The sequence below is a fragment of the Brevundimonas sp. DW-iso22 genome (assembly GCF_058725425.1).
In genome coordinates this window covers 1-17,665 of sequence record NZ_JBZXEB010000005.1, presented here as the reverse complement: position 1 = coordinate 17,665, position 17,665 = coordinate 1, and the positions used below count along the sequence as shown (strand labels likewise).

Below are 17,665 nucleotides of genomic sequence, written 5' to 3'. Positions count from 1 at the left end.
GCTTGTGCATCTTCCCATCAGGGCAAGGTCAAGCGTTTCCGCCGGAAGCTTGGGCCAAAGCCGCCGTCAAGGTCTTGCGGGCGCGGGCGACGCGGGTCTCGACCGCCTTGGGCGTAATACCGAGGATCGAGGCGATCTCGGCGTGAGACCGTCCCTCGAGCGTGGCGAGCAGAAGCGGCCCCTTCAGGGCGTCGGGAAGGTCCCGCAAGGCGCGTTGCAGAGCTTCGGCCCTGCGCTGATCGTCCAGCCGTGTCTCGGGTGACGGCGCATCGTCGCCCACCGCCGCCGCCTCGGGCGCCTCCAGGCCCATGACGCCGCGCACAACCCGGCGGACCGCGCGCCGCCGGCCCCAGTCTCGACATTTGTTGAGGGCGATGGAGCGAAGCCAGACGTCGAACGGCCGCGCCGGATCATACCGCCGCAGGGCGAGCCAGGCGGACGCATAGCTTTCCTGAAGCACGTCATGCGCTTCGGACTCGTCGCCGACATAGCGGCGCACGAACCGGTAGAGATCGGCCTTTGTGGCGGCCATCAAGGCGGTGAAGGCGGCCCGGTCTCCGGTCGCCGCACGGGCCTCGATGCTCTGCTCGGCACACACGCGCGCCGCTTAGCCGGCGTCGTCGTGCAGGGCCTCGACGACCGCGGCGTCGAACACCTCGGCCTGCGCCGGGGTCAGGACGGATCGCATCTCGAACACATGGGTGATTGTCGCCTTCTGCAGATCGCCCATGGCGGCGTGGAAATGATCGACCGCGGCCTGGACCTGGGGCGTGTCGCCGTCACTGGCGGCGATGGCGGCCGCCAGTTCGCGATTGGCCGCGCGCACTTCCGCTTCGAGCGCCGGCCGCAGAGCGGCGAACCGGGCTTCGACCACGTCGAGCCGTCGATCCTGCTCAGGGCTCAGGTCGAGTTTCTCATGGACGACGCTGTGCAGGCTTGGCGGCTGCCGCTCCCGCATGACCCAGGTCGCGCTCGCCCAGGTCGCCGCGCCGCTGGCCAGCGCGGCCAGGATGGCCGTGATGACGATCGACTTCCAGGAGGCTCTCATCCCCGAACGTCCAGGCCGGAGAGAGGCGACAAGCCCGCCGAGACGGTGAAAATCCGCATCTCGGACGGCTCCGGCCGTGGAGCCATGAGCATCAGCCCTCCGTTCGCGACGCCGATCACCAGAGCGAGCGCAACGGCGGCGACCCGGACCTGACCCATGCGGGCGCGCTCCCTGCGTTCGCCGATCCGCACCCAGACCGCGTCTTCCATGCCGACCAGCCGGCCGGCGTCGCCCGGCCCGACCGCTGCGATCAGTTCATTCATGTCGTCAGTCATTGCGCACCTGCGTCACGCCCCATCTGCCATACGCGCCGGCCTTCCGGTCCCCTCACGAGGGGACGAGCCGTCGCCCGCGTAGATACCAGAGAACGACCGGGACGCGCCCTGTCGTCCGGGGAAAAGACGTGAGCGACAGATCAGGGCCCACGCGGGTTCCATTCCCCGACGTGCTCGATCAACTCACGGGCGTGAGGTTCTTTCTCGCCCTCGGCGTCGTGCTGTTCCACTTCCAGCTCTACTGGACGCTCCCGGCGGAGAGCGCGGGCTTGCTGAACCGCGCGCGCCTGGGCGTGGATGTCTTCTTCATCCTGTCGGGCTTCATCCTGACCCACGTCTACCTGCAGGGAGACCGGGCCCCGAACTACGGTCGATTCCTGGCGGCGCGCCTCGCCCGGATATATCCGGCTCACCTGTTCATCCTCCTGGCCATGCTTGGGCTGGTGCTGATCGCGCCTGTGTTCGGTGTCGGGCTGGAGCCTGGCCGGTTCAATCCCGTCGACTTCGCGGGCACCCTTCTGCTCGTCCAGGCGTGGTTCCCGCGAGAGAGCATGGCGCTCTGGAACGGACCGGCCTGGTCGCTGTCGGCGGAGTGGTTCGCCTATCTGGCCTTCCCCGCCTATGCCGCCCTCGCGCTCCGGCTGCGGGCCAGGCCGTGGGTCCTGATCGCCCTCGCCATGCTGTTGTTCGTTGCCCTTGACGCCTTCTACCGCGCCTGGTTCGGCCGGATGTTGCCTCGGGCTGAGGACAGCCTCGGGATCCTGCGCATCATTCCCGAATTCCTCTACGGCATTGGCCTCTACTATCTCGGTCAGCGCTGGACGCCTTCGCCGCGAATGTCCCTCATGGGCGCCCTGGTCGCCACGACCCTGCTGCTGACGCTCATGCAGATCGGCGCCGACGACCGGGTCATCGTGGCGGCGGCCGGTCCCTTCATCCTGTCGCTCGGCCTGCTGGCCAAGGCTCCGGTCCGGACCTTCCTGTCTCACCCCGTCCTTCTGTTCGCCGGCGAAGCGTCGTTCGCCCTCTATCTCGTCCACATCCCCATCCTGATGGTGTGGCGCAATGCGGCGCAGGCGTTCTCCGGCTGGGGTGCGGACTATCGAATGGGCCTGGTCGAACTGGCCGCCATGCTTGTGTTGACGCTCGCCGCCGCGGCCGCCATCCATGTCTTCGTCGAGCAGCCTGGCCGACGGTGGTTGCGGGCGCGGCTGGCGCCGCAGCGCGCCGACCCTGTCGAGGCGCAGCGATCCGTCCACAGCGATCAGGGAGAACCCTTTTGAATCCCGCCAATCTGAACCGTCGTCTACTCATGGGCGCGGCCGTCTTCATCGGCATGGGCGGGTCCGCCTGCGCCCAGACCCGTCCGTCCAGAAACCTCACGGTCTTCAAGACGCCCACCTGCGCCTGCTGCGATGCTTGGATCGCGCACATGCGCCAGGCGGGCTTCACCACCACCATCACCGTCCTTCCAAGCCTTCAATCGGTCCGGAGCAGCCGGGGCATGCCGGACGCGCTCGCCTCCTGTCATACCGGTCTGATCGAGGGCTATCTGGTCGAGGGTCATGTGCCGGCCCCGGACGTCATTCGACTGCTGACCGAGAGACCGGCGGCGGTGGGCGTCGCGGTCCCGGGCATGCCGCTCGGTTCGCCCGGCATGGAGACGCCGCAGGGGCGCAAGGAGCCCTACGACACCCTGCTGGTGCTTCGCTCGGGCGCGACCCGCGTGTTCGCCCGCCACAACCCGCCGGCCTGACGCAGATCGCGCTCAGCCCGTTCAGATCACCCACAATCCGGAGTTCGCCATGTCCCGCACCTCTCTCGCCCTCGTCCTGTCGCTCGCCGTTCTTTCGGCGACACCCGCCTTCGCCCAGGACCACGCCCACGGGCATGCCCAGGCCGCCGGCTCGGTCGCCGCGGAAGCTGCGGACGCGGCGGCGGCCGTCGACGCCTTTCACGTCGCCCTGAAGGCCGGCGACACGGCCGTCGCCCTGGCAATTATGGCGCCGGATGTGATGATCTTCGAGGAGGGTGGCGCGGAGCGATCGCGCGACGAGTATGCGTCCCATCACCTGGGCTCGGACGCCGCCTTCGCCGCCGCCTCTGAAGCGACGGTGACGCGCAGATCGGGATGGGCCGATGGGGACATCGCCTGGATCGCCAGCGAAGGCCGCACCACGGGCCAATTCAACGGCCGTGCCGTGGACCGCCTGACGACCGAAACCATGGTCCTCAAACGCCATGCCGACGGCTGGCGCATCCACCACATTCACTGGTCGTCGCGCGCGCCCGGCTGACGCTCAGGCCCGCGCCAGCGGGTCGCCGGCCCTGCGACGTCGGTGAGGAACATCGAGAAGACGCCCGCCCTCGCGGGCGGGCGTCCCCGATCATACGATCAGCAGCAGGTGCAGGCTTCCGCGCAGGCTGCGATAGCGTCGCAGCAAGCGCATACGGCCTGCGCCACGGCGTCCGGCGCGGCCGCGAAGGCGGCTGAACCGGAAGCCAGCAGCACCAGGGCTGCGAGGGTGAGAGTGCGTTTCATGGTTTTGATCTCTGTTTGATTGAATGAGTTCGGTCATCTTCAACAGGATCAGCGTCGTGGGGGCGGGTCGTCCGCCTCCACGGTGAAATCGGCATGCCGCGCATCAAGGGATGGATAGAGGACAGACGCATAGACCCGTGCGGGGGTGGATTCACCGCCCTGGGGGACAAGGCCCTGGCAGATGGCCAGACACGCCTTATGGCATGAGATCCTGACGGTCTTCGGCTCGCACGGGACGCCGTCGCCGCTCATCGACATGGACGCCATATCCGGATCGACCGGAGCTTCGCAGGCGATCGAAGCGGTGGACACGAACAGCATGGCAAACGCCGCGAGCAGCGCGGTCGTCAGTCGGACGAGGTCATGACGCAGGAACGGCATTGTCTGATCATACTTCAACGGTCGGCGGAGCGACGATCTCATTTTGATCATTGCAATCGAGCCTACAGAGACGCCGGGGGCGGCAGGGTTCCCATGACCGCCACGACGCCGATCAGGGCGAGTCCCAGACCCGTTTCGATCAACAGGCTGCGCCGGAGCGCGCTCATGGCGGCGACGGAGGGTTGGCCCGTCTCCAGCGCAGAGCCCAGTGTCGGCGTCAGCCGGAACCGGTTGCTCGCCGCCAGCGCAAGCATCAAACCGAAGAGGACGAGCTTGGCGACCAGAAGCTGGCCGTAGAGGTTGCCCGCGATCGACGCCACGCGCTCGGGACCGATCAGGAACCAGCTGTTCACGAGACCGGTCAGCACCAGCAACAGGACCGCGAGCGTTCCAAGGCCGGCGAAGCCATGCAGGGCGCGATGGATTGCAAGGTCGTCCGGACCGGCTCGGCGCAGAAGCAGGGCCGTCAACGCCGCCAGGGCGCCCAGCCACAAGGCCGCTGCCACCGCGTGAATGATGTTGGCGACAAGATGGAGGGGCCCGCCAGGGCCCTCGGTGGCCGCGCCGTGACCCGTCCACGCGAAGCTGGCGGCCACCATCAGACCCAAGGCGGCCGTCACGCTCCAGAGCGCGCGACCGGGTTTCAGGGCGACCAAGGCGACGAGCCCAAGCAAGGCGGCGGCGGCCCGCACGACCATCGCCATGCCCAGGGCCGTGCCGGTGACCATGAAGGACAGGGACGCGGGTTTGACGGCTTCGCCCAGCGACCCCGCCATGACGGCCGTCTGTGCCACCAGGGCGGCGAGCGAGCCGAGCGCGACGATGATCGCGGCGAGGCGCAATGTCGGTCGCGACCATTCCAGGTTCGGCGCGTCGGCGTCTTTGAAGCTGTAGAGAAGGAACAGCGGCGCGCCGAGAAGGACGACGCCGCCGCCGTATTGAAGCCAGCGAAGCGCGATGACCGCGACTTCCAGCACGGCGTCAGCGCACCGTGAAGGCGTAGGATCCCGTCATGCGGTGGCCGTCGCTCGACGCGATACGCCAGTCGACACGGTAGGCGCCGGCGGCCAGCGGGCGAGCCAGCGCGCCCGTGAGGGTCCTGCCGTCCTCGGCCACCGAGGTGCGGATCGCGATCTTCTCCCCCGCCGCATTGACGACGTCGAAGCCGGAAAAGGCGGGAACGCTGCGTTCGCTGAAGGTCAGGGTCAGCGTCCGGGTCGCGGCCACGGTGGAGTCGGGCGCCGGGGTGGCGCTGACCAGGCGAGCGTGGGCCGCCGCCGGTCCGGCGGCGAAGGCCACGACCGCCGCGACGGCGATGAAGGGCGCGGGGTGGAAGTAACGCATACTCAGTCTCCAGACGTTTGGCCGGTCCCGGCCTTCTGCTTCTCTACGCGCCACACGACCGCGTCCCTCATGAAGAGGAAGCGGGCGGCGGCTGAGGCCTTCCCCCGCACGCCGGGGTCAGCGGCGACGCTTCTCGAGGAGCGCCTGCATCTGGGCGATCTCCGCCTGTTGACCACGCACGATGCCGTCGCACAAAGCGATGATCTCCGGATCTGTCAGGGAGGCTTGCTCGCACATCAACACGGCCCCGGAATGGTGCGGGATCATCGATCGCAGGAATTCGTCGTCGCCAACGAACGCCTGGGTGCGCATGCCGATGAAGCTGCCGACGAAGATCACGGCCGCGACCGCGCCAATGGCCAGGTTTGTTTTGCGCGACGGGTACATGGACCGCATGAAGACGAGCATGAGGACCGCCATCGGCGCGACCATCATCAGGGTCATGTAGACGTTGTTCAGGTTGAGATAGAAGTGACCGAGCGTGGCGATCATCGTGTACATGACCAGGTACATGATGACGAAGTCGAGCGCCAACTCCAGGTACAGGCTTCGGTAAGGGCCAAGTCCACGAGCGTTGCCTTGACCGCCGTGGTCCATCTGTTGATGAGACATCGTCCGTATCCTCTTCAGAAATTTCAGTTCGTCATCGCCTGCCGCTGCGAATGCTTGGAGACTGCGGTCAGCGTCTGAATCAATCCGGCCCGTCACAGCCGGTTCCTCCCTTGGGTGGGTGGGCGGACTGTTGATTGCCTATCTTGGCTAAAGCCTCACCGCGCGCAGTCTCAGCGCATTGCCGATGACGCTGACCGAGGAGAGCGCCATTGCGAGCGCCGCAAGGGCAGGCGAGAGAAGCCAGCCGAAGACGGGATAAAGCAGGCCAGCCGCCACGGGGATGCCAAGGGCGTTGTAGCCGAAGGCGAAAACGAGGTTCTGGCGGATGTTGCCCATCACCGCACGGGACAGATGCCGTGCGCGCACGATGCCTTGCAGATCACCGCCCAGCAGCGTGACGCCGGCGCTCTCGATGGCGACGTCCGAACCCGCCCCCATGGCGACGCCGACATCGGCTGCGGCGAGGGCAGGGGCATCGTTGACGCCATCCCCCGCCATGGCGACGATCCGACCCTGCGAACGAAGCTGTTGAACGACAGACGCCTTGTCCTGCGGCAGAACCTCCGCCTGGACTTCGTCGATGCCGAGGCGACGCGCGACCGCTTCGGCCGTCGTCCGGTTGTCCCCGGTCATCATCACCAGCCGCAGACCGGCCGCTTTCAGCGCGAGGATCGCAGCCGGCGTGGTGGCCTTGATGGGATCGGCGATGCCGATGACCCCGGCCGCCTTTCCGTCGATCGCCACGAATATGGCGGTGGCGCCGTCGTGGCGAAGGGCCTCCGCCTTCGGCTCCAGCGCGGAGACGTCGATCGAAAGCTCGCCGAGAAAACGGGTGTTGCCCAGGGCGACCTGGCGGCCCTCAATCGTCCCGCGAACGCCGCGACCGACCGGGCTGTCGAAGTCCACGGCCTCGGTAAGGGGGATGTCCCGGTCCTTGGCTGCCCGGACAATCGCGTCGGCCAACGGATGTTCGCTGCCCCGCTCGAGGCTGGCCGAAAGACGCAAGATGTCGGCTTCAACGAAGCCGAGGGCGGGCAGGATCGCCGTTACCGACGGACGGCCCTCCGTCAGGGTGCCGGTCTTGTCCAGAACGAGAGTGTCGACCTTCTCGAAGCGTTCGAGCGCCTCGGCGTTTTTGATCAGGACGCCGGCGTGGGCGCCACGTCCCACCCCGACCATGATCGAGATCGGCGTCGCCAGACCCAACGCACAGGGACAGGCGATGATGAGCACCGAAACGGCGGCGACCAGGGCGTAGGACAAACGGGGCTCGGGACCGACCAGGCCCCAGACGACGGCGGCGAGCAGGGCGATCGCGATCACCGTGGGAACGAACCATCCGGAGACCGTATCGGCCAGCCGCTGGATCGGGGCGCGACTGCGCTGGGCCTGGGCCACCATCTGGACGATCTGCGACAGCAGGGTGTCGGCGCCCACCTTGTCGGCGCGCATGATGAAGGATCCGGTCTTGTTGAGCGCGCCGGCCACGACGCGGTCGCCGACATCCTTGGTCACCGGCATGGACTCGCCGGTCACCATGGATTCGTCGACAGCGACCCGACCCTCCAGGAGTTCGCCATCGACCGGGATCTTCTCTCCGGGCCTTACCCGCAGGCGGTCGCCGACGGCGATCTGGTCAAGCGAGACATCTTCATCGACGCCGTCCGCCCGGATTCGGCGCGCGGTCTTGGGCGTGAGGTCCAGCAGGGCTCGGATCGCGCCCGACGTCTGTTCGCGGGCGCGCAGTTCCAGAATCTGCCCGACGAGGACCAGCACGGTGATGACCGCCGCCGCCTCGAAATACACCGGCGCGCTTCCGTCGGCCTTCAGGAAGGCGGGCGGGAACAGGGTTGGCGCGACGACGGCCACGACGCTGTAAAGCCATGCCACGCCGACCCCCATGGCGATCAGGGTGAACATATTCAGCCGCCGGGTGCGCAGCGATGTCCAGCCGCGCTCGAAGAAGGGCCAGCCGCACCAGAGAACCACGGGGGTCGCCAAAGCGAACTGGATCCAGTTCGACATCTGGCCCGGGATGAACATGTGGAGATTGGCCAGGTGTCCGCCCATTTCCAGGGCGAAGACCGGCAGGGTCAGGACCAGACCAACCCAAAAGCGTCTGGTGAAGTCGATCAGCTCGTGGTTGGGCGGGGCTTCCGCCGTGACCGTCTCCGGCTCAAGCGCCATGCCGCAGATCGGGCAGGAGCCTGGGCCTTCCTGCCGGATCTCGGGGTGCATCGGGCAGGTGTAGATGGCGCCGGGAACGGCCGGCTCGGCCTCCACGCGAGGGTTCAGGTAACGCATCGGATCGCCGATGAATTTGGTCCGGCACCCCGCCGAGCAGAAGAAATAGTCCTGACCGCCATGACTGGCTCGGTGAGCGGTAGTCGTGAGATCGACCGACTTGCCGCAGACGGGATCCTTGACCGTAGCCGCGCCATCCAAGGCCTTCGCCCCGCAGCAGGCGTGACCCGAGGCATGATTGTGAGGATGCGTGGACATGTCGCTCTCTCCGGCTGACCGAAGGGCTCACATATACCCATGGGGGGTATATCGCAAGATACCCGTCTGGGGTATATGGGGGCGCTCAGGAGGACAGGCCGCATGCAAACCGACACGAAACCCAAAGTCCTCAACAGGCTCAGCCGGATCGAAGGCCAGGTGCGGGGAATCTCCCGCATGGTTGAAGATGACCGGTATTGCGTCGACTTGCTGACCCAACTTCAGGCCGTTCGAGCCGCGCTCCATCGCGTGGAGACCGAAGTGCTACGGGATCACCTCGACCACTGCGTCATGGGCGCCATGACCGGCGACGATCCCGAGGATCGCAAGGCCAAGGCCGGCGAGCTGATCGAGCTCTTGGCGCGGGCCGGACGGTAGAGTTGGCGGAACGAATGGGCCCTCCTGGTCGCTAACGTCGGATCCCAAGGAGCCGTCATGAAACGCATCAGCCTCGTCCTCGCCGCCTGCGCCTTGGCTACGGCCTGTTCCCCGCAAGCCGAAGAGCCCGCCGTAGCCGCGCCTGAGGCCGCCGCAGCGGCGGACGCCCATGGCGGAATGGAGGGCGGCATGGCTGCGCCTGCGCCCGGCGACTCCGTCGCCACCCAAGGCTACAAGGCATCGATGAACACGATGATGGAGGCGATGCCTCCCTTCACCGGGGACGCGGACATCGACTTCATGACGCAGATGCGAGGTCACCACGTCGCAGCCGTCTCGATGGCCCGTGTGGAGCTCGCGCAAGGCAAGGACGCCCAAGCGCGGAACCTGGCCCAGGCGGTGATCTCGGCTCAGGAGCGCGAAATCACCCTGATCGACGCCTGGCTCGCCCAGAAGGGAGCGTCAGCGACTCCCGCCGCCTGATCGCGAGATCAGGGCACCGCGTCCGAGGACCAACGGATGTGCGTAATCCGCCATCTGTCGTCCTCGTGGCGAAAGACCGATCGGCCAGTCCCGCCGTCGTCGAAAATCAGGACGCCGTCGGCCGCAAAGCCAGTGCGGCGTTTGCATTCCGGTCGTCGAGCGCGGCATGACAGGCATCGACGACGCTTGTCGCTATCGCCATACGATCGAGCCGGTAAGCTCGACGACGAACATGCGCATGAGATACAGTGTACGTCCGAGTGATGGTGCAAAGTGGCAAGGCGAATCGAACTCGTTGCATTGCATCTCGGTGCTCAGAAAGTCCGATAGACCGCAAAAGATGACGAATTCACGCAAATGTTATTGCTTAGAATTTTCTGAATGTTTTCAGAATACTTCCCGTTTGTCGGTTATTCAATCGGTCCGGCGACCGATATGCGAGAAAAAACCCCAAGCCGATCAGCGGCTTGGGGTAATTTGTGTAATCGAGTGGGAGTGAGGGGCAGTCATAAGGCGCCCCCTGACGAGATGATTGCGGAGTAATGAGCGGAGCATAGCTGCTTGGTTCACATGCCGCGCCCCGTAACCTCACGGTAGTGACGAAGCGACGGGATAGGGAGGCGTCTGTGGGCCGGGCGAAAGGGGATCACGACGTCATCCGCCGGCCCAGCCAGCGGCGCACCCGGCCCACGTACACGGACCACGCCGCGCCGAAGAGGGCCGCCAGGTGTCGTTCCTCGCGCCGGATGGCGAGACGGTCGGTGGCGAAGGCGGCGACGGGGGCGGCCACGAAGAACCAGGCGTTGTCGAACAGGCCCCCGAGGCCGAGCAGAAGCAGCCCGTTCGCGAGATAGATCGGGTTGCGGCTCCAGGCGAACGGACCGGTCGTGACCAGAGCGGTCGCCGCCCGGTGCGGCAGGATGTTTGCGTGCCGCCGCCGCATCTCCACCATGGCCCACAGGTCCAGACCAAGGGCGAGCCCGACCAAGAGGCCGCCGGCGGCGAAGGCGCCGGGGAAGAGGGCGGGCGGGGCCCATAGACGCGCCATGAGGAGCGCGACAAGGACGGCGCCGCCCGTGATGAGCGGCGGCCAGGGCCAGCGGTTCGGCGCCTGCGGCGTCACCCGCCGGCCAGCTTGAGAACGCCGCGCAGCAGATAGGCGATCACGCCCAGGACACCCACGCCCAGCACCCAGAGGGCGACGAACCAAAGGCCCTGCCGGAGCCCGTTTCTGGAGTCGCGACGCATCAGTGGTAACCGTCGTCGCCGACCTTGCCCCGGAACACCCAGTAGGCATAGGCGGTGTAGGCCAGGATGATCGGGATCAGGATCAGGGCGCCGACCAGCATGAACAGCTGGCTGGAGGCCGGGGCGGCGGCCTGCCAGAGGGTGATCTCGTCGGGCACGGCGTAGGGGAAGACGCTGACGCCCAGACCCGCGAAGGTGACGGCGAACAGGCCCAGCGACAGCAGGAAGGGCCAGACTTCGCGCTTCTGACGCATGGTCCAGAAGAAGGCGGCCGCGACGATCAGAACGAGCAACGGCACCTGGGCCGTCAGAAGCACGCCGGGCCAGTCGAACCAGCGCCGGGCGTATTCGCCGTCGAGGAAGGGGGTGGCCAGGCTGACCGCGCCGATCATCAGCAGGGTCGCCGGACCCAGTTTCCAGGCTTGCGCGCGGGCGTGGGTCTGGAGCGCGCCTTCCGTCTTCATGTTCAGCCAGGTGGCCCCCAGAAGGGCGTAGCCGACGACGACGGCGGCGCCGGTCAGCAGGCTGAAGGGGCTGAGCCAGTCCCACCAGCCGCCGCCATAGGCGCGGCCCGATACCTCGACCCCCTGCAGGATCGCCCCCAGGGTCACGCCCTGGGAGAAGGCGGCGAGCAGGGAGCCGCCAAAGAAGGCGATGTCCCAGACCGGCTTGGCCCGTACCGTGCGCCAGCGGTATTCGAAGGCGACGCCCCGGAAAACCAGCCCCAGCAGCATGGCGATGATCGGCGTATAGACCGCCGGCATCAACACGGCGTAGGCGAGGGGAAAGGCGGCGAACAGGCCGCCGCCGCCCAGGATCAGCCAGGTCTCATTGCCGTCCCACACCGGGGCGATCGAGTTCATCGCCTTGTCGCGCTGGTCCCCGGCCTTCAGCGTCGGGAACAGGATGCCGACGCCCAGGTCGAACCCGTCCATGACGATATAGGCGAAGACGGCGAAGGCCAGCAGGCCGGCCCAGACCAGGGTCAGATCAACGCTCATGATCGGTCTCCTCGCCGGTCGGGATGGGGCGGTCCGGGTCGATGGCGGGGGCGGGGGTGATGCCCGCCGTGCGGATCGGGGTTTCCGCCACGCCCGGCTCGTCCCGGTGCGGCGCATGGCTCATCAGACGCAGGATGTAGAAGACCCCGGCGCCAAAGACGGTGAAATAGACCACAGCGAAGGCGGCCAGGGAGGTTGCGACGGCGGGCGCCGCCAGGGGCGCCGCGCTGTCGGCGGTGCGGAGCAGCCCATAGACGGTCCAGGGCTGACGGCCGACCTCGGTGGTGATCCAGCCCGCCAGCACGGCGACGAAGCCCATCGGCCCCATGATCAGGGCGAAGCGGTGCAGCCAGGGCGCATCGTAGAGGCGTTTGCGCAGGCGAGCATAAAGCCCCCAGAGCCCCAGCAGCAGCATGGCCATGCCCAGGCCGACCATGACGCGGAAGGACCAGAAGACGATCTCGACCGGCGGCCAGTCGGCGCGGGCGATGGTGTCCAGACCGGCCAGGGGCGCGTTCGGATCGTGCTTCAGGATCAGGGACGACAGCTTGGGGATCTCGACCGCGCCGTGGACGGTGGCCGCCTCGCGGTCAGGAATGCCGAACAGGATCAGCGGCGCCCCGTCCGGGTGGCTTTCGAAATGGCCTTCCATCGCCATGACCTTGGCGGGCTGATGCTCCAGGGTGTTCAACCCGTGCATGTCGCCGATGAAGATCTGGACCGGGGCGGCGACCAGGATCATGCCCATGGCCATGGCGAACATCTTGCGCGCCCCCTTGTTCGTCCGCTCCTTCATCAGGTGCCAGGCCCCGACCGCGCCGACCACCAGGCCGGTGGTCAGATAGGCCGCCAGCAGCATGTGGGCGAGGCGATAGGGGAAGGAGGGATTGAAGACGATCTTGAACCAGTCGGCCGGTACGAACTGGCCGACCTCGTTGATGGCGTAGCCTTGCGGGGTCTGCATCCAGCTGTTGACCGACAGGATCCAGAAGGCCGAGGCGAAGGTGCCGATCGCGACCATCAGGGTGGCCAGGAAGTGCAGCTTCTTGCCGACGCGGTTCAGGCCGAACAGCATGACGCCCAGGAAACCCGCCTCCAGGAAGAAGGCGCTGAGCACCTCATAGGCCATCAAGGGGCCGATGACCGGTCCGGCCTTGTCGGAGAAGACCGACCAGTTGGTGCCGAACTGGTAGGACATGACCAAACCCGAAACGACGCCCATGCCGAAGGCCACGGCGAAGATCTTCAGCCAGTATTTGAACAGGTTCAGATAGAGGTCTCGCCCCGTCTTCAGCCACAGGGCCTCCAGCACGGCCAGATAGCTGGCGAGGCCAATGGAGAAGGCGGGGAAGACGATATGGAAGGCGACGGTGAAGGCGAACTGCATCCGCGCCAGGATCAGGGCGTCAAGTTCCATGGTGTGGTCTCACCCGATCAGGCCGAGCGCGCCGGCGCTGCGGTAAAGCATATAGAAGGCGACGACGAAGATCAGCCCGGCGAACACTGTGTTCAATAGGCCTTTTTGTCCTGACAGGGCCTTGGCCAGCCGTGCGCCGACCAGACCGCCCAACACCCCGCCGCCGATGAAGACGGCCGCCAGTGGCCAGTCGACCCAGCCGTCCAGGGCGTAGTTGAAGGCCGTCGTCAGGCCGAAGGCCGTCACGCCGACCAGCGACGAGCCGACCGCATAGTAGATGGGCATGCGGGTCGAGACCATCAGGCCAGGGACGATCAGGAAGCCGCCGCCGATGCCGAAGAAGCCGGACATGATCCCTGTCAGGGCGCCGGCTCCCACGAGCTTCGGCGCATTGCCCGGCGTTAGCACCACGTCGGGGTCCCCCGAGGCCGAGCGGCCTCTCAGCATCAGCACCCCGACCACCAGCATCAGCGCGGCGAACAGAGCCAGCAGCTTCTGACCGTCAACCGCCTTGCCCAGGCTGGAGCCGAGAAAGGCGCCGAAGACGCCGGCCAAGGCGAACAGGCCGGCGATCTTCCATTTCACCGTGCCGTGGCGCGCGTGGTTGAGCAGATTGGCGAAGGCGTTGGCCGCGACGGCGAAGGCGCTGGTGCCGATCGCCAGATGCGGATCCTTGACCCCCACAAGATAGACGATCAGCGGCACGGCCAGGATGGACCCGCCACCGCCGACCAGGCCGAGGGTGAAGCCGACCAGCGAGCCGGCGCCGGCGCCGAGGCCGTACTGCAGCGGGGACAGGTCCATGATCCGGCTCAGGCGACGGCGGGACGAGGTTGGATCGCGGGCTCGACGTGCTCGGGACTGGCCAGCCATTCGCGGCCCTTCAGCATGCCCAGCCAATAAATCTCGGGCAGGGCCTGAGCCTTCAGGTGCCAAGCCAGACGGGTCGGCTTCGTGCCGTCGAGCATCCATTTCGGGAAGCTTGGCAGAAGTTTGCCGCCATAGCCGAACTCGGCCAGGACGATCTTGCCGCGCTCGACCGTGAGCGGGCATGAGCCATAGCCGTCATAGACCGCCCGCATCGGCTGGCCGTCCAGCAGCGACAGGATGTTCTCGGCCACGACGGGCGCCTGTTTGCGGGCGGCCGCAGCGGTCTTGGCGTTGGGCGCCGAGCAGGCGTCGCCCAGGCCGAAGACGTTTTCGAACCGCTTGTGGCGCAAGGTGGCGTCGTCCACCTCGATCCAGCCGCTTTCGGCGGCCAGCGGGCTTTCGCGAATGAAGTCCGGCGCGGTCTGCGGCGGGCAGACGTGCAGGAAGTCGAACTCGCGCCGCGCCTGGCGCACTTCGCCGTCCGCACCCGTCACGGCGAAGGTCGCGATCCGCGCCGGGCCGTCCACCGCGACGAGTTTCGACCCGAAGTTCAGGTCGATGCGGTATTTGCGGACATATTCCATCAGCGCCGGGACGTAGTCCTTGACCCCGAACAACACCGGGCCGGCGTTGTGGAATTCGATCTCGATGTCGTTGCGGCCGTTGTCGCGCCAGTGGTCGGCTGACAGATACATGGCCTTTTGCGGGGCGCCGGCGCATTTGATCGGCATGGGCGGCTGGGTGAAGATCGCCCGGCCGCTGCGCATTGCCTGCACCAGCTTCCAGGTGTAGGGCGCAGTCTCGTAGCCGTAGTTGGAGGTGACGTTGTTGCGTCCCAGGGTTTCGGCCAGGCCAGGGATGGCCGCCCAGTCCAGCTTCAGCCCCGGCGCCGCGACCAGCATCCGATAGCCGATCCAGCGGCCGTCGGTCAGTTCGACGCGATCATGGATGGGGTCGAAGGCCGCGACCGCGCCACGCACCCACTGGGCGCCTTGGGGGATCAGGTCCTCGGTGCGGCGCTGGGTCCGCTCGGGCGTGAAGACGCCGGCGCCGACCATGGTCCAGCCGGGCTGATAGTAGTGATGTTCGGACGGCTCCACGATGCGAACATCGAGGCCTGGGCGGCGGCGCAGGAGGCTGGCGGCCGTGGCGATGCCGGCGGATCCGCCGCCGACGATCAGGACATCGCAGGAATCCAGGAGGGCGTATTGGGCGCTCATGACGCGGCTCCTTCAAGACGGGGACGCAGGGCGCCGAGGTCGTAGCCGGCGCTCTTGGCGCGGGCGATCAGATGATCGGGGCTCTCCGAGCCGGCGTTCGTGAGCGCCCACAGGGTGGTCGTGCGCGTGCCGGTGCGGCAGAAACCGAACACGGGCTGGGGCAGGTCAGCCAGAGCCTCGCGGAAATCCGCCACGTCCTGGTCGGAGATGGCGCCGCCGACCACGGGAACATGAGCGAAGGCCAGACCGGCGGCCTCGGCGGCCTGGCGCAGAGCCTCGGCGCTGGGCTGGCCGGGCTCCTCGCAGTCGGGTCGGCTGGAGATCACCGACCGGAAACCCTGGGCCGCGATGGCGGGCAGGTCTTCCGGGGCGATCTGGGGCGAGGCGGAAAGGGCCTCGTCCAGGGGGCGGATATCCATGGCTTTGTCTCCCTAGGGTCTTTTCTGGTTCAGGCATTTCGGTCGAGCGTCAGGCGGAACAGCGCCATGCCGGCCACGAGGGCGCCGACGAAGACGAAGGCCTGCCAGGCGCCGGTCGTCAGGGCCGCCAGCGCCGGGCCGGGGCACAGACCGACCAGCCCCCACCCCAGGCCGAACAGGACGGCCCCGCCGACCAGAGGGGTGTCGATGGTGCGGCTCTCAGGCACATGGAAGGTCTCGGCCGCGACCGGCGTCTCCATGCGCCGGCGGATCAGATAGGCGATGGCGGAGGGGATCAGCGCCCCGCCCATGACGAAGGCCAGCGAGGGGTCCCAGGCGCCCGTCACATCCAGGAAGGCCAGGACGCGGGCCGGGTTGATCATGTCGGACACCACCATGCCGGCGCCGAACAGCAGGCCGCACAGGACGGCGACGATCAGCCGGTTCATGCCAGGCTTCCCAACAGGTGGCGGGTGACGAAGACGGTCAGGGCTGCGACGGCCATGAAGGTGCCGGTGGCGACGATGGAGCGGGGCGACAGGCGGGCCAGGCCGCAGACGCCGTGGCCGCTGGTGCAGCCCGAGCCCCAGCGGGTGCCGAAGCCGACGATCAGGCCGCCGAGCACCAGCAGCCAGATGTCCGAGGTAATCTGCACCTCGGGCCTGCGGATCAGCGCCGAGGCCAGGGCCGCGCCGCCCAGCAGGCCGGCGATGAAAAGCAGGGCCAGGGTACGCGGCGCGCCTTTCGACAGGCCGGTCGCCGCAGCGGTCAGGCCGGAGATCCCGGCCACGCGCCCGTTCAGCAACAGGTAGAGACCGGCCGACAGGCCGACCAGCAGGCCGCCGGCCAGCGGCCAGACGAAGGAAATGGGTTCAAGCATGGGGGCTCGCCTCACAGCGCGTTCAGCGGGACCTTGAGGTAGCGCACCCCATTGTCCTCGGGCTCGGGCGGGCGGCCGCCGTTCATGTTCACCTGGACCGACGGCAGGATCAGCTTGGGCATCGGCAGGGTCGCGTCGCGCTGGGTGCGCATGGCCACGAACTCGTCCTCGCTGACGCCGTCGCGGATATGGATGTTGCCGGTGCGCTGGGCGCCGATGGTGGTCTCCCAAGCGAACTCGGTCCGGCCCGGCGGCGCCTTGTAGTCGTGGCACAGGAAGACCCGCGCCTCGTCCGGCAGGGAGGTCAGGCGATGGATCGAGCGATACAGGGTCCCGGCGTCGCCGCCGGGGAAGTCGCAGCGCGCCGTGCCGTAGTCGGGCATGAACATGGTGTCGCCGGGAAAGACAGCGTCGCCGATGACATAGGCCAGACAGGCCGGGGTGTGGCCGGGCACATGCAGCACCGTGGCCTTCAGCCCGCCGATCTCGAACCGGTCGCCGTCGTTGAACAGATGGTCGAACTGGCTGCCGTCGCGGCGGAAGTCGGTCCCTTCGTTGAATATCTTGCCGAAGACCGCCTGGACGGTGAGGATCTCATGGCCGATGGCCAGCTGACCGCCGAGCTTTTCCTGGAGATAGGGTGCCGCCGACAGGTGATCGGCGTGGGCGTGGGTCTCCAACAGCCACTGGACCGTGAGACCTTCGGATTTCACGTAATCAATGAGGGCGTCGGCAGAAGCGTGCGCGGTGCGGCCGGACGCCGGATCGTAGTCCAGGACGCTGTCGATGATGGCGCAGACGTCGGAGCCCGGATCGCGCACGACATGGCTGACGGTGAAGGTGGCTTCGTCGAAGAATGACCTGACGACAGGGCGCTGGCGAGGATCGCCCAGCGCGGTGCGCACGATGTCGGCGGCGTGGTCGCGGGCGGGATCGGGGGTGTGCGAGGACATGGCGTGTCTCCGTTTCGGTGACTCAACACATATACCCATTCATAGTTCGTGCAAGTATGTATTTTAATGTAGCGGAAACGGTGGGAAGCGCT

At 67.3% G+C, this 17,665-nt stretch carries 24 protein-coding genes; 5 read left to right on the top strand and 19 right to left on the bottom strand.

Going from position 1 to position 17,665, the window contains the following annotated elements:
• Positions 1 to 28: 28 nt before the first annotated feature.
• Genes AC4PRM_RS08780 through AC4PRM_RS08770 form a run of 3 tightly spaced genes read right to left on the bottom strand, consistent with a single transcriptional unit; the run spans position 29 to position 1,311 of the window.
• Positions 29 to 598, bottom strand: coding sequence for an RNA polymerase sigma factor (locus tag AC4PRM_RS08780; protein WP_008260971.1), 570 nt, complete (start codon positions 596 to 598; stop codon positions 29 to 31).
• 9 nt (positions 599 to 607) lie between these two features.
• A complete protein-coding gene (locus AC4PRM_RS08775; protein WP_008264166.1) occupies positions 608 to 1,048 on the bottom strand; it encodes a Spy/CpxP family protein refolding chaperone in 441 nt (146 codons plus the stop codon).
• Positions 1,045 to 1,311 (bottom strand): hypothetical protein, encoded by a 267-nt coding sequence (locus AC4PRM_RS08770; RefSeq protein WP_205911595.1) that lies wholly within the window; start codon positions 1,309 to 1,311, stop codon positions 1,045 to 1,047. Before AC4PRM_RS08770 ends, AC4PRM_RS08775 begins: the two co-directional genes overlap by 4 nt.
• Positions 1,312 to 1,451: 140 nt before the next feature.
• Between AC4PRM_RS08770 and AC4PRM_RS08765 the strand changes: the two genes are divergently transcribed.
• The 3 genes from AC4PRM_RS08765 to AC4PRM_RS08755 are packed head-to-tail and all read left to right on the top strand — an operon-like array spanning position 1,452 to position 3,620.
• The gene (locus AC4PRM_RS08765; RefSeq protein ID WP_492039556.1) at positions 1,452 to 2,606 is read left to right on the top strand and encodes an acyltransferase family protein; all 1,155 of its coding nucleotides are present in this window, start codon (positions 1,452 to 1,454) and stop codon (positions 2,604 to 2,606) included.
• Complete coding sequence (locus AC4PRM_RS08760) at positions 2,603 to 3,079, top strand: DUF411 domain-containing protein (RefSeq protein ID WP_409615123.1); 477 nt, start codon at positions 2,603 to 2,605, stop codon at positions 3,077 to 3,079. The genes AC4PRM_RS08765 and AC4PRM_RS08760 overlap by 4 nt, the downstream gene beginning before the upstream one ends.
• 49 nt (positions 3,080 to 3,128) lie before the next feature.
• On the top strand, positions 3,129 to 3,620 hold the full coding sequence (locus AC4PRM_RS08755) for a YybH family protein (RefSeq protein WP_419756318.1): 492 nt from the start codon (positions 3,129 to 3,131) through the stop codon (positions 3,618 to 3,620).
• A 98-nt stretch (positions 3,621 to 3,718) separates the two neighbouring features.
• On the opposite strand, the gene AC4PRM_RS08750 is transcribed toward AC4PRM_RS08755, so the two are convergent.
• The 6 genes from AC4PRM_RS08750 to AC4PRM_RS08725 all read right to left on the bottom strand — a co-directional run bounded on the left by AC4PRM_RS08750 (position 3,719) and on the right by AC4PRM_RS08725 (position 8,704).
• Entirely contained in the window at positions 3,719 to 3,865 is a 147-nt protein-coding gene (locus AC4PRM_RS08750; protein WP_164952583.1) for a hypothetical protein, read from the bottom strand.
• Between the two features lie 48 nt (positions 3,866 to 3,913).
• Positions 3,914 to 4,246 carry a hypothetical protein gene (locus AC4PRM_RS08745; RefSeq protein ID WP_040349358.1) on the bottom strand — a complete coding sequence of 111 codons (333 nt, stop codon included), beginning with the start codon at positions 4,244 to 4,246 and terminating at the stop codon, positions 3,914 to 3,916.
• A 62-nt stretch (positions 4,247 to 4,308) separates the two neighbouring features.
• The gene (copD, locus tag AC4PRM_RS08740) at positions 4,309 to 5,223 is read right to left on the bottom strand and encodes a copper homeostasis membrane protein CopD (RefSeq protein WP_008260446.1); all 915 of its coding nucleotides are present in this window, start codon (positions 5,221 to 5,223) and stop codon (positions 4,309 to 4,311) included.
• Between the two features lie 4 nt (positions 5,224 to 5,227).
• Positions 5,228 to 5,590 carry a copper homeostasis periplasmic binding protein CopC gene (gene copC / locus AC4PRM_RS08735; protein ID WP_008260662.1) on the bottom strand — a complete coding sequence of 121 codons (363 nt, stop codon included), beginning with the start codon at positions 5,588 to 5,590 and terminating at the stop codon, positions 5,228 to 5,230.
• A 117-nt stretch (positions 5,591 to 5,707) separates the two neighbouring features.
• Positions 5,708 to 6,202, bottom strand: a complete 495-nt coding sequence (locus AC4PRM_RS08730; RefSeq protein WP_228763639.1) for a DUF305 domain-containing protein — start codon at positions 6,200 to 6,202, stop codon at positions 5,708 to 5,710.
• Positions 6,203 to 6,349: 147 nt separating this feature from the next.
• Positions 6,350 to 8,704: a heavy metal translocating P-type ATPase gene (locus tag AC4PRM_RS08725; RefSeq protein WP_040349359.1), complete on the bottom strand. Its 2,355-nt coding sequence runs from the start codon at positions 8,702 to 8,704 to the stop codon at positions 6,350 to 6,352.
• A 102-nt stretch (positions 8,705 to 8,806) separates the two neighbouring features.
• Between AC4PRM_RS08725 and AC4PRM_RS08720 the strand changes: the two genes are divergently transcribed.
• Both AC4PRM_RS08720 and AC4PRM_RS08715 read left to right on the top strand, forming a co-directional pair.
• The gene (locus tag AC4PRM_RS08720) at positions 8,807 to 9,082 is read left to right on the top strand and encodes a metal-sensitive transcriptional regulator (RefSeq protein ID WP_040349360.1); all 276 of its coding nucleotides are present in this window, start codon (positions 8,807 to 8,809) and stop codon (positions 9,080 to 9,082) included.
• A gap of 57 nt (positions 9,083 to 9,139) precedes the next feature.
• A complete protein-coding gene (locus AC4PRM_RS08715; RefSeq protein WP_008259726.1) occupies positions 9,140 to 9,565 on the top strand; it encodes a DUF305 domain-containing protein in 426 nt (141 codons plus the stop codon).
• 646 nt (positions 9,566 to 10,211) lie between these two features.
• On the opposite strand, the gene AC4PRM_RS08710 is transcribed toward AC4PRM_RS08715, so the two are convergent.
• Genes AC4PRM_RS08710 through AC4PRM_RS08665 form a run of 10 tightly spaced genes read right to left on the bottom strand, consistent with a single transcriptional unit; the run spans position 10,212 to position 17,573 of the window.
• Positions 10,212 to 10,688: a methyltransferase family protein gene (locus AC4PRM_RS08710; protein ID WP_492039555.1), complete on the bottom strand. Its 477-nt coding sequence runs from the start codon at positions 10,686 to 10,688 to the stop codon at positions 10,212 to 10,214.
• Positions 10,685 to 10,813: a DUF2474 domain-containing protein gene (locus AC4PRM_RS08705; protein WP_194943540.1), complete on the bottom strand. Its 129-nt coding sequence runs from the start codon at positions 10,811 to 10,813 to the stop codon at positions 10,685 to 10,687. Before AC4PRM_RS08705 ends, AC4PRM_RS08710 begins: the two co-directional genes overlap by 4 nt.
• Positions 10,813 to 11,814 (bottom strand): cytochrome d ubiquinol oxidase subunit II, encoded by a 1,002-nt coding sequence (gene cydB, locus AC4PRM_RS08700; protein ID WP_492039554.1) that lies wholly within the window; start codon positions 11,812 to 11,814, stop codon positions 10,813 to 10,815. The genes AC4PRM_RS08705 and cydB overlap by 1 nt, the downstream gene beginning before the upstream one ends.
• Complete coding sequence (locus tag AC4PRM_RS08695) at positions 11,804 to 13,231, bottom strand: cytochrome ubiquinol oxidase subunit I (RefSeq protein WP_008263196.1); 1,428 nt, start codon at positions 13,229 to 13,231, stop codon at positions 11,804 to 11,806. The genes cydB and AC4PRM_RS08695 overlap by 11 nt, the downstream gene beginning before the upstream one ends.
• 9 nt (positions 13,232 to 13,240) lie before the next feature.
• Positions 13,241 to 14,035, bottom strand: a complete 795-nt coding sequence (locus tag AC4PRM_RS08690) for a sulfite exporter TauE/SafE family protein (protein WP_008264059.1) — start codon at positions 14,033 to 14,035, stop codon at positions 13,241 to 13,243.
• Positions 14,036 to 14,043: 8 nt separating this feature from the next.
• Positions 14,044 to 15,321, bottom strand: a complete 1,278-nt coding sequence (locus AC4PRM_RS08685; protein WP_008260866.1) for an NAD(P)/FAD-dependent oxidoreductase — start codon at positions 15,319 to 15,321, stop codon at positions 14,044 to 14,046.
• Positions 15,318 to 15,740 (bottom strand): protein tyrosine phosphatase family protein, encoded by a 423-nt coding sequence (locus AC4PRM_RS08680; RefSeq protein WP_492039553.1) that lies wholly within the window; start codon positions 15,738 to 15,740, stop codon positions 15,318 to 15,320. Before AC4PRM_RS08680 ends, AC4PRM_RS08685 begins: the two co-directional genes overlap by 4 nt.
• Before the next feature lie 29 nt (positions 15,741 to 15,769).
• A complete protein-coding gene (locus AC4PRM_RS08675; RefSeq protein WP_008259144.1) occupies positions 15,770 to 16,189 on the bottom strand; it encodes a DUF6691 family protein in 420 nt (139 codons plus the stop codon).
• Entirely contained in the window at positions 16,186 to 16,620 is a 435-nt protein-coding gene (locus AC4PRM_RS08670; RefSeq protein WP_492039552.1) for a YeeE/YedE family protein, read from the bottom strand. Before AC4PRM_RS08670 ends, AC4PRM_RS08675 begins: the two co-directional genes overlap by 4 nt.
• Positions 16,621 to 16,631: 11 nt before the next feature.
• A complete protein-coding gene (locus AC4PRM_RS08665) occupies positions 16,632 to 17,573 on the bottom strand; it encodes an MBL fold metallo-hydrolase (protein ID WP_492039551.1) in 942 nt (313 codons plus the stop codon).
• Positions 17,574 to 17,665: the final 92 nt, after the last annotated feature.

Bases quoted from the DNA above. Each gene is read 5' to 3' on its own strand.
- AC4PRM_RS08775 (WP_008264166.1), bottom strand. From the start codon at position 1,048: ATGAGAGCCTCCTGGAAGTCGATCGTCATCACGGCCATCCTGGCCGCG.
- AC4PRM_RS08770 (WP_205911595.1), bottom strand. From the start codon at position 1,311: ATGAATGAACTGATCGCAGCGGTCGGGCCGGGCGACGCCGGCCGGCTG.
- AC4PRM_RS08755 (WP_419756318.1), top strand. From the start codon at position 3,129: ATGTCCCGCACCTCTCTCGCCCTCGTCCTGTCGCTCGCCGTTCTTTCG.
- AC4PRM_RS08750 (WP_164952583.1), bottom strand. From the start codon at position 3,865: ATGAAACGCACTCTCACCCTCGCAGCCCTGGTGCTGCTGGCTTCCGGT.
- AC4PRM_RS08745 (WP_040349358.1), bottom strand. From the start codon at position 4,246: ATGCCGTTCCTGCGTCATGACCTCGTCCGACTGACGACCGCGCTGCTC.
- copC (WP_008260662.1), bottom strand. From the start codon at position 5,590: ATGCGTTACTTCCACCCCGCGCCCTTCATCGCCGTCGCGGCGGTCGTG.
- AC4PRM_RS08730 (WP_228763639.1), bottom strand. From the start codon at position 6,202: ATGTCTCATCAACAGATGGACCACGGCGGTCAAGGCAACGCTCGTGGA.
- AC4PRM_RS08725 (WP_040349359.1), bottom strand. From the start codon at position 8,704: ATGTCCACGCATCCTCACAATCATGCCTCGGGTCACGCCTGCTGCGGG.
- AC4PRM_RS08720 (WP_040349360.1), top strand. From the start codon at position 8,807: ATGCAAACCGACACGAAACCCAAAGTCCTCAACAGGCTCAGCCGGATC.
- AC4PRM_RS08715 (WP_008259726.1), top strand. From the start codon at position 9,140: ATGAAACGCATCAGCCTCGTCCTCGCCGCCTGCGCCTTGGCTACGGCC.
- AC4PRM_RS08705 (WP_194943540.1), bottom strand. From the start codon at position 10,813: ATGCGTCGCGACTCCAGAAACGGGCTCCGGCAGGGCCTTTGGTTCGTC.
- cydB (WP_492039554.1), bottom strand. From the start codon at position 11,814: ATGAGCGTTGATCTGACCCTGGTCTGGGCCGGCCTGCTGGCCTTCGCC.
- AC4PRM_RS08695 (WP_008263196.1), bottom strand. From the start codon at position 13,231: ATGGAACTTGACGCCCTGATCCTGGCGCGGATGCAGTTCGCCTTCACC.
- AC4PRM_RS08690 (WP_008264059.1), bottom strand. From the start codon at position 14,035: ATGGACCTGTCCCCGCTGCAGTACGGCCTCGGCGCCGGCGCCGGCTCG.
- AC4PRM_RS08685 (WP_008260866.1), bottom strand. From the start codon at position 15,321: ATGAGCGCCCAATACGCCCTCCTGGATTCCTGCGATGTCCTGATCGTC.
- AC4PRM_RS08680 (WP_492039553.1), bottom strand. From the start codon at position 15,740: ATGGATATCCGCCCCCTGGACGAGGCCCTTTCCGCCTCGCCCCAGATC.
- AC4PRM_RS08675 (WP_008259144.1), bottom strand. From the start codon at position 16,189: ATGAACCGGCTGATCGTCGCCGTCCTGTGCGGCCTGCTGTTCGGCGCC.
- AC4PRM_RS08670 (WP_492039552.1), bottom strand. From the start codon at position 16,620: ATGCTTGAACCCATTTCCTTCGTCTGGCCGCTGGCCGGCGGCCTGCTG.
- AC4PRM_RS08665 (WP_492039551.1), bottom strand. From the start codon at position 17,573: ATGTCCTCGCACACCCCCGATCCCGCCCGCGACCACGCCGCCGACATC.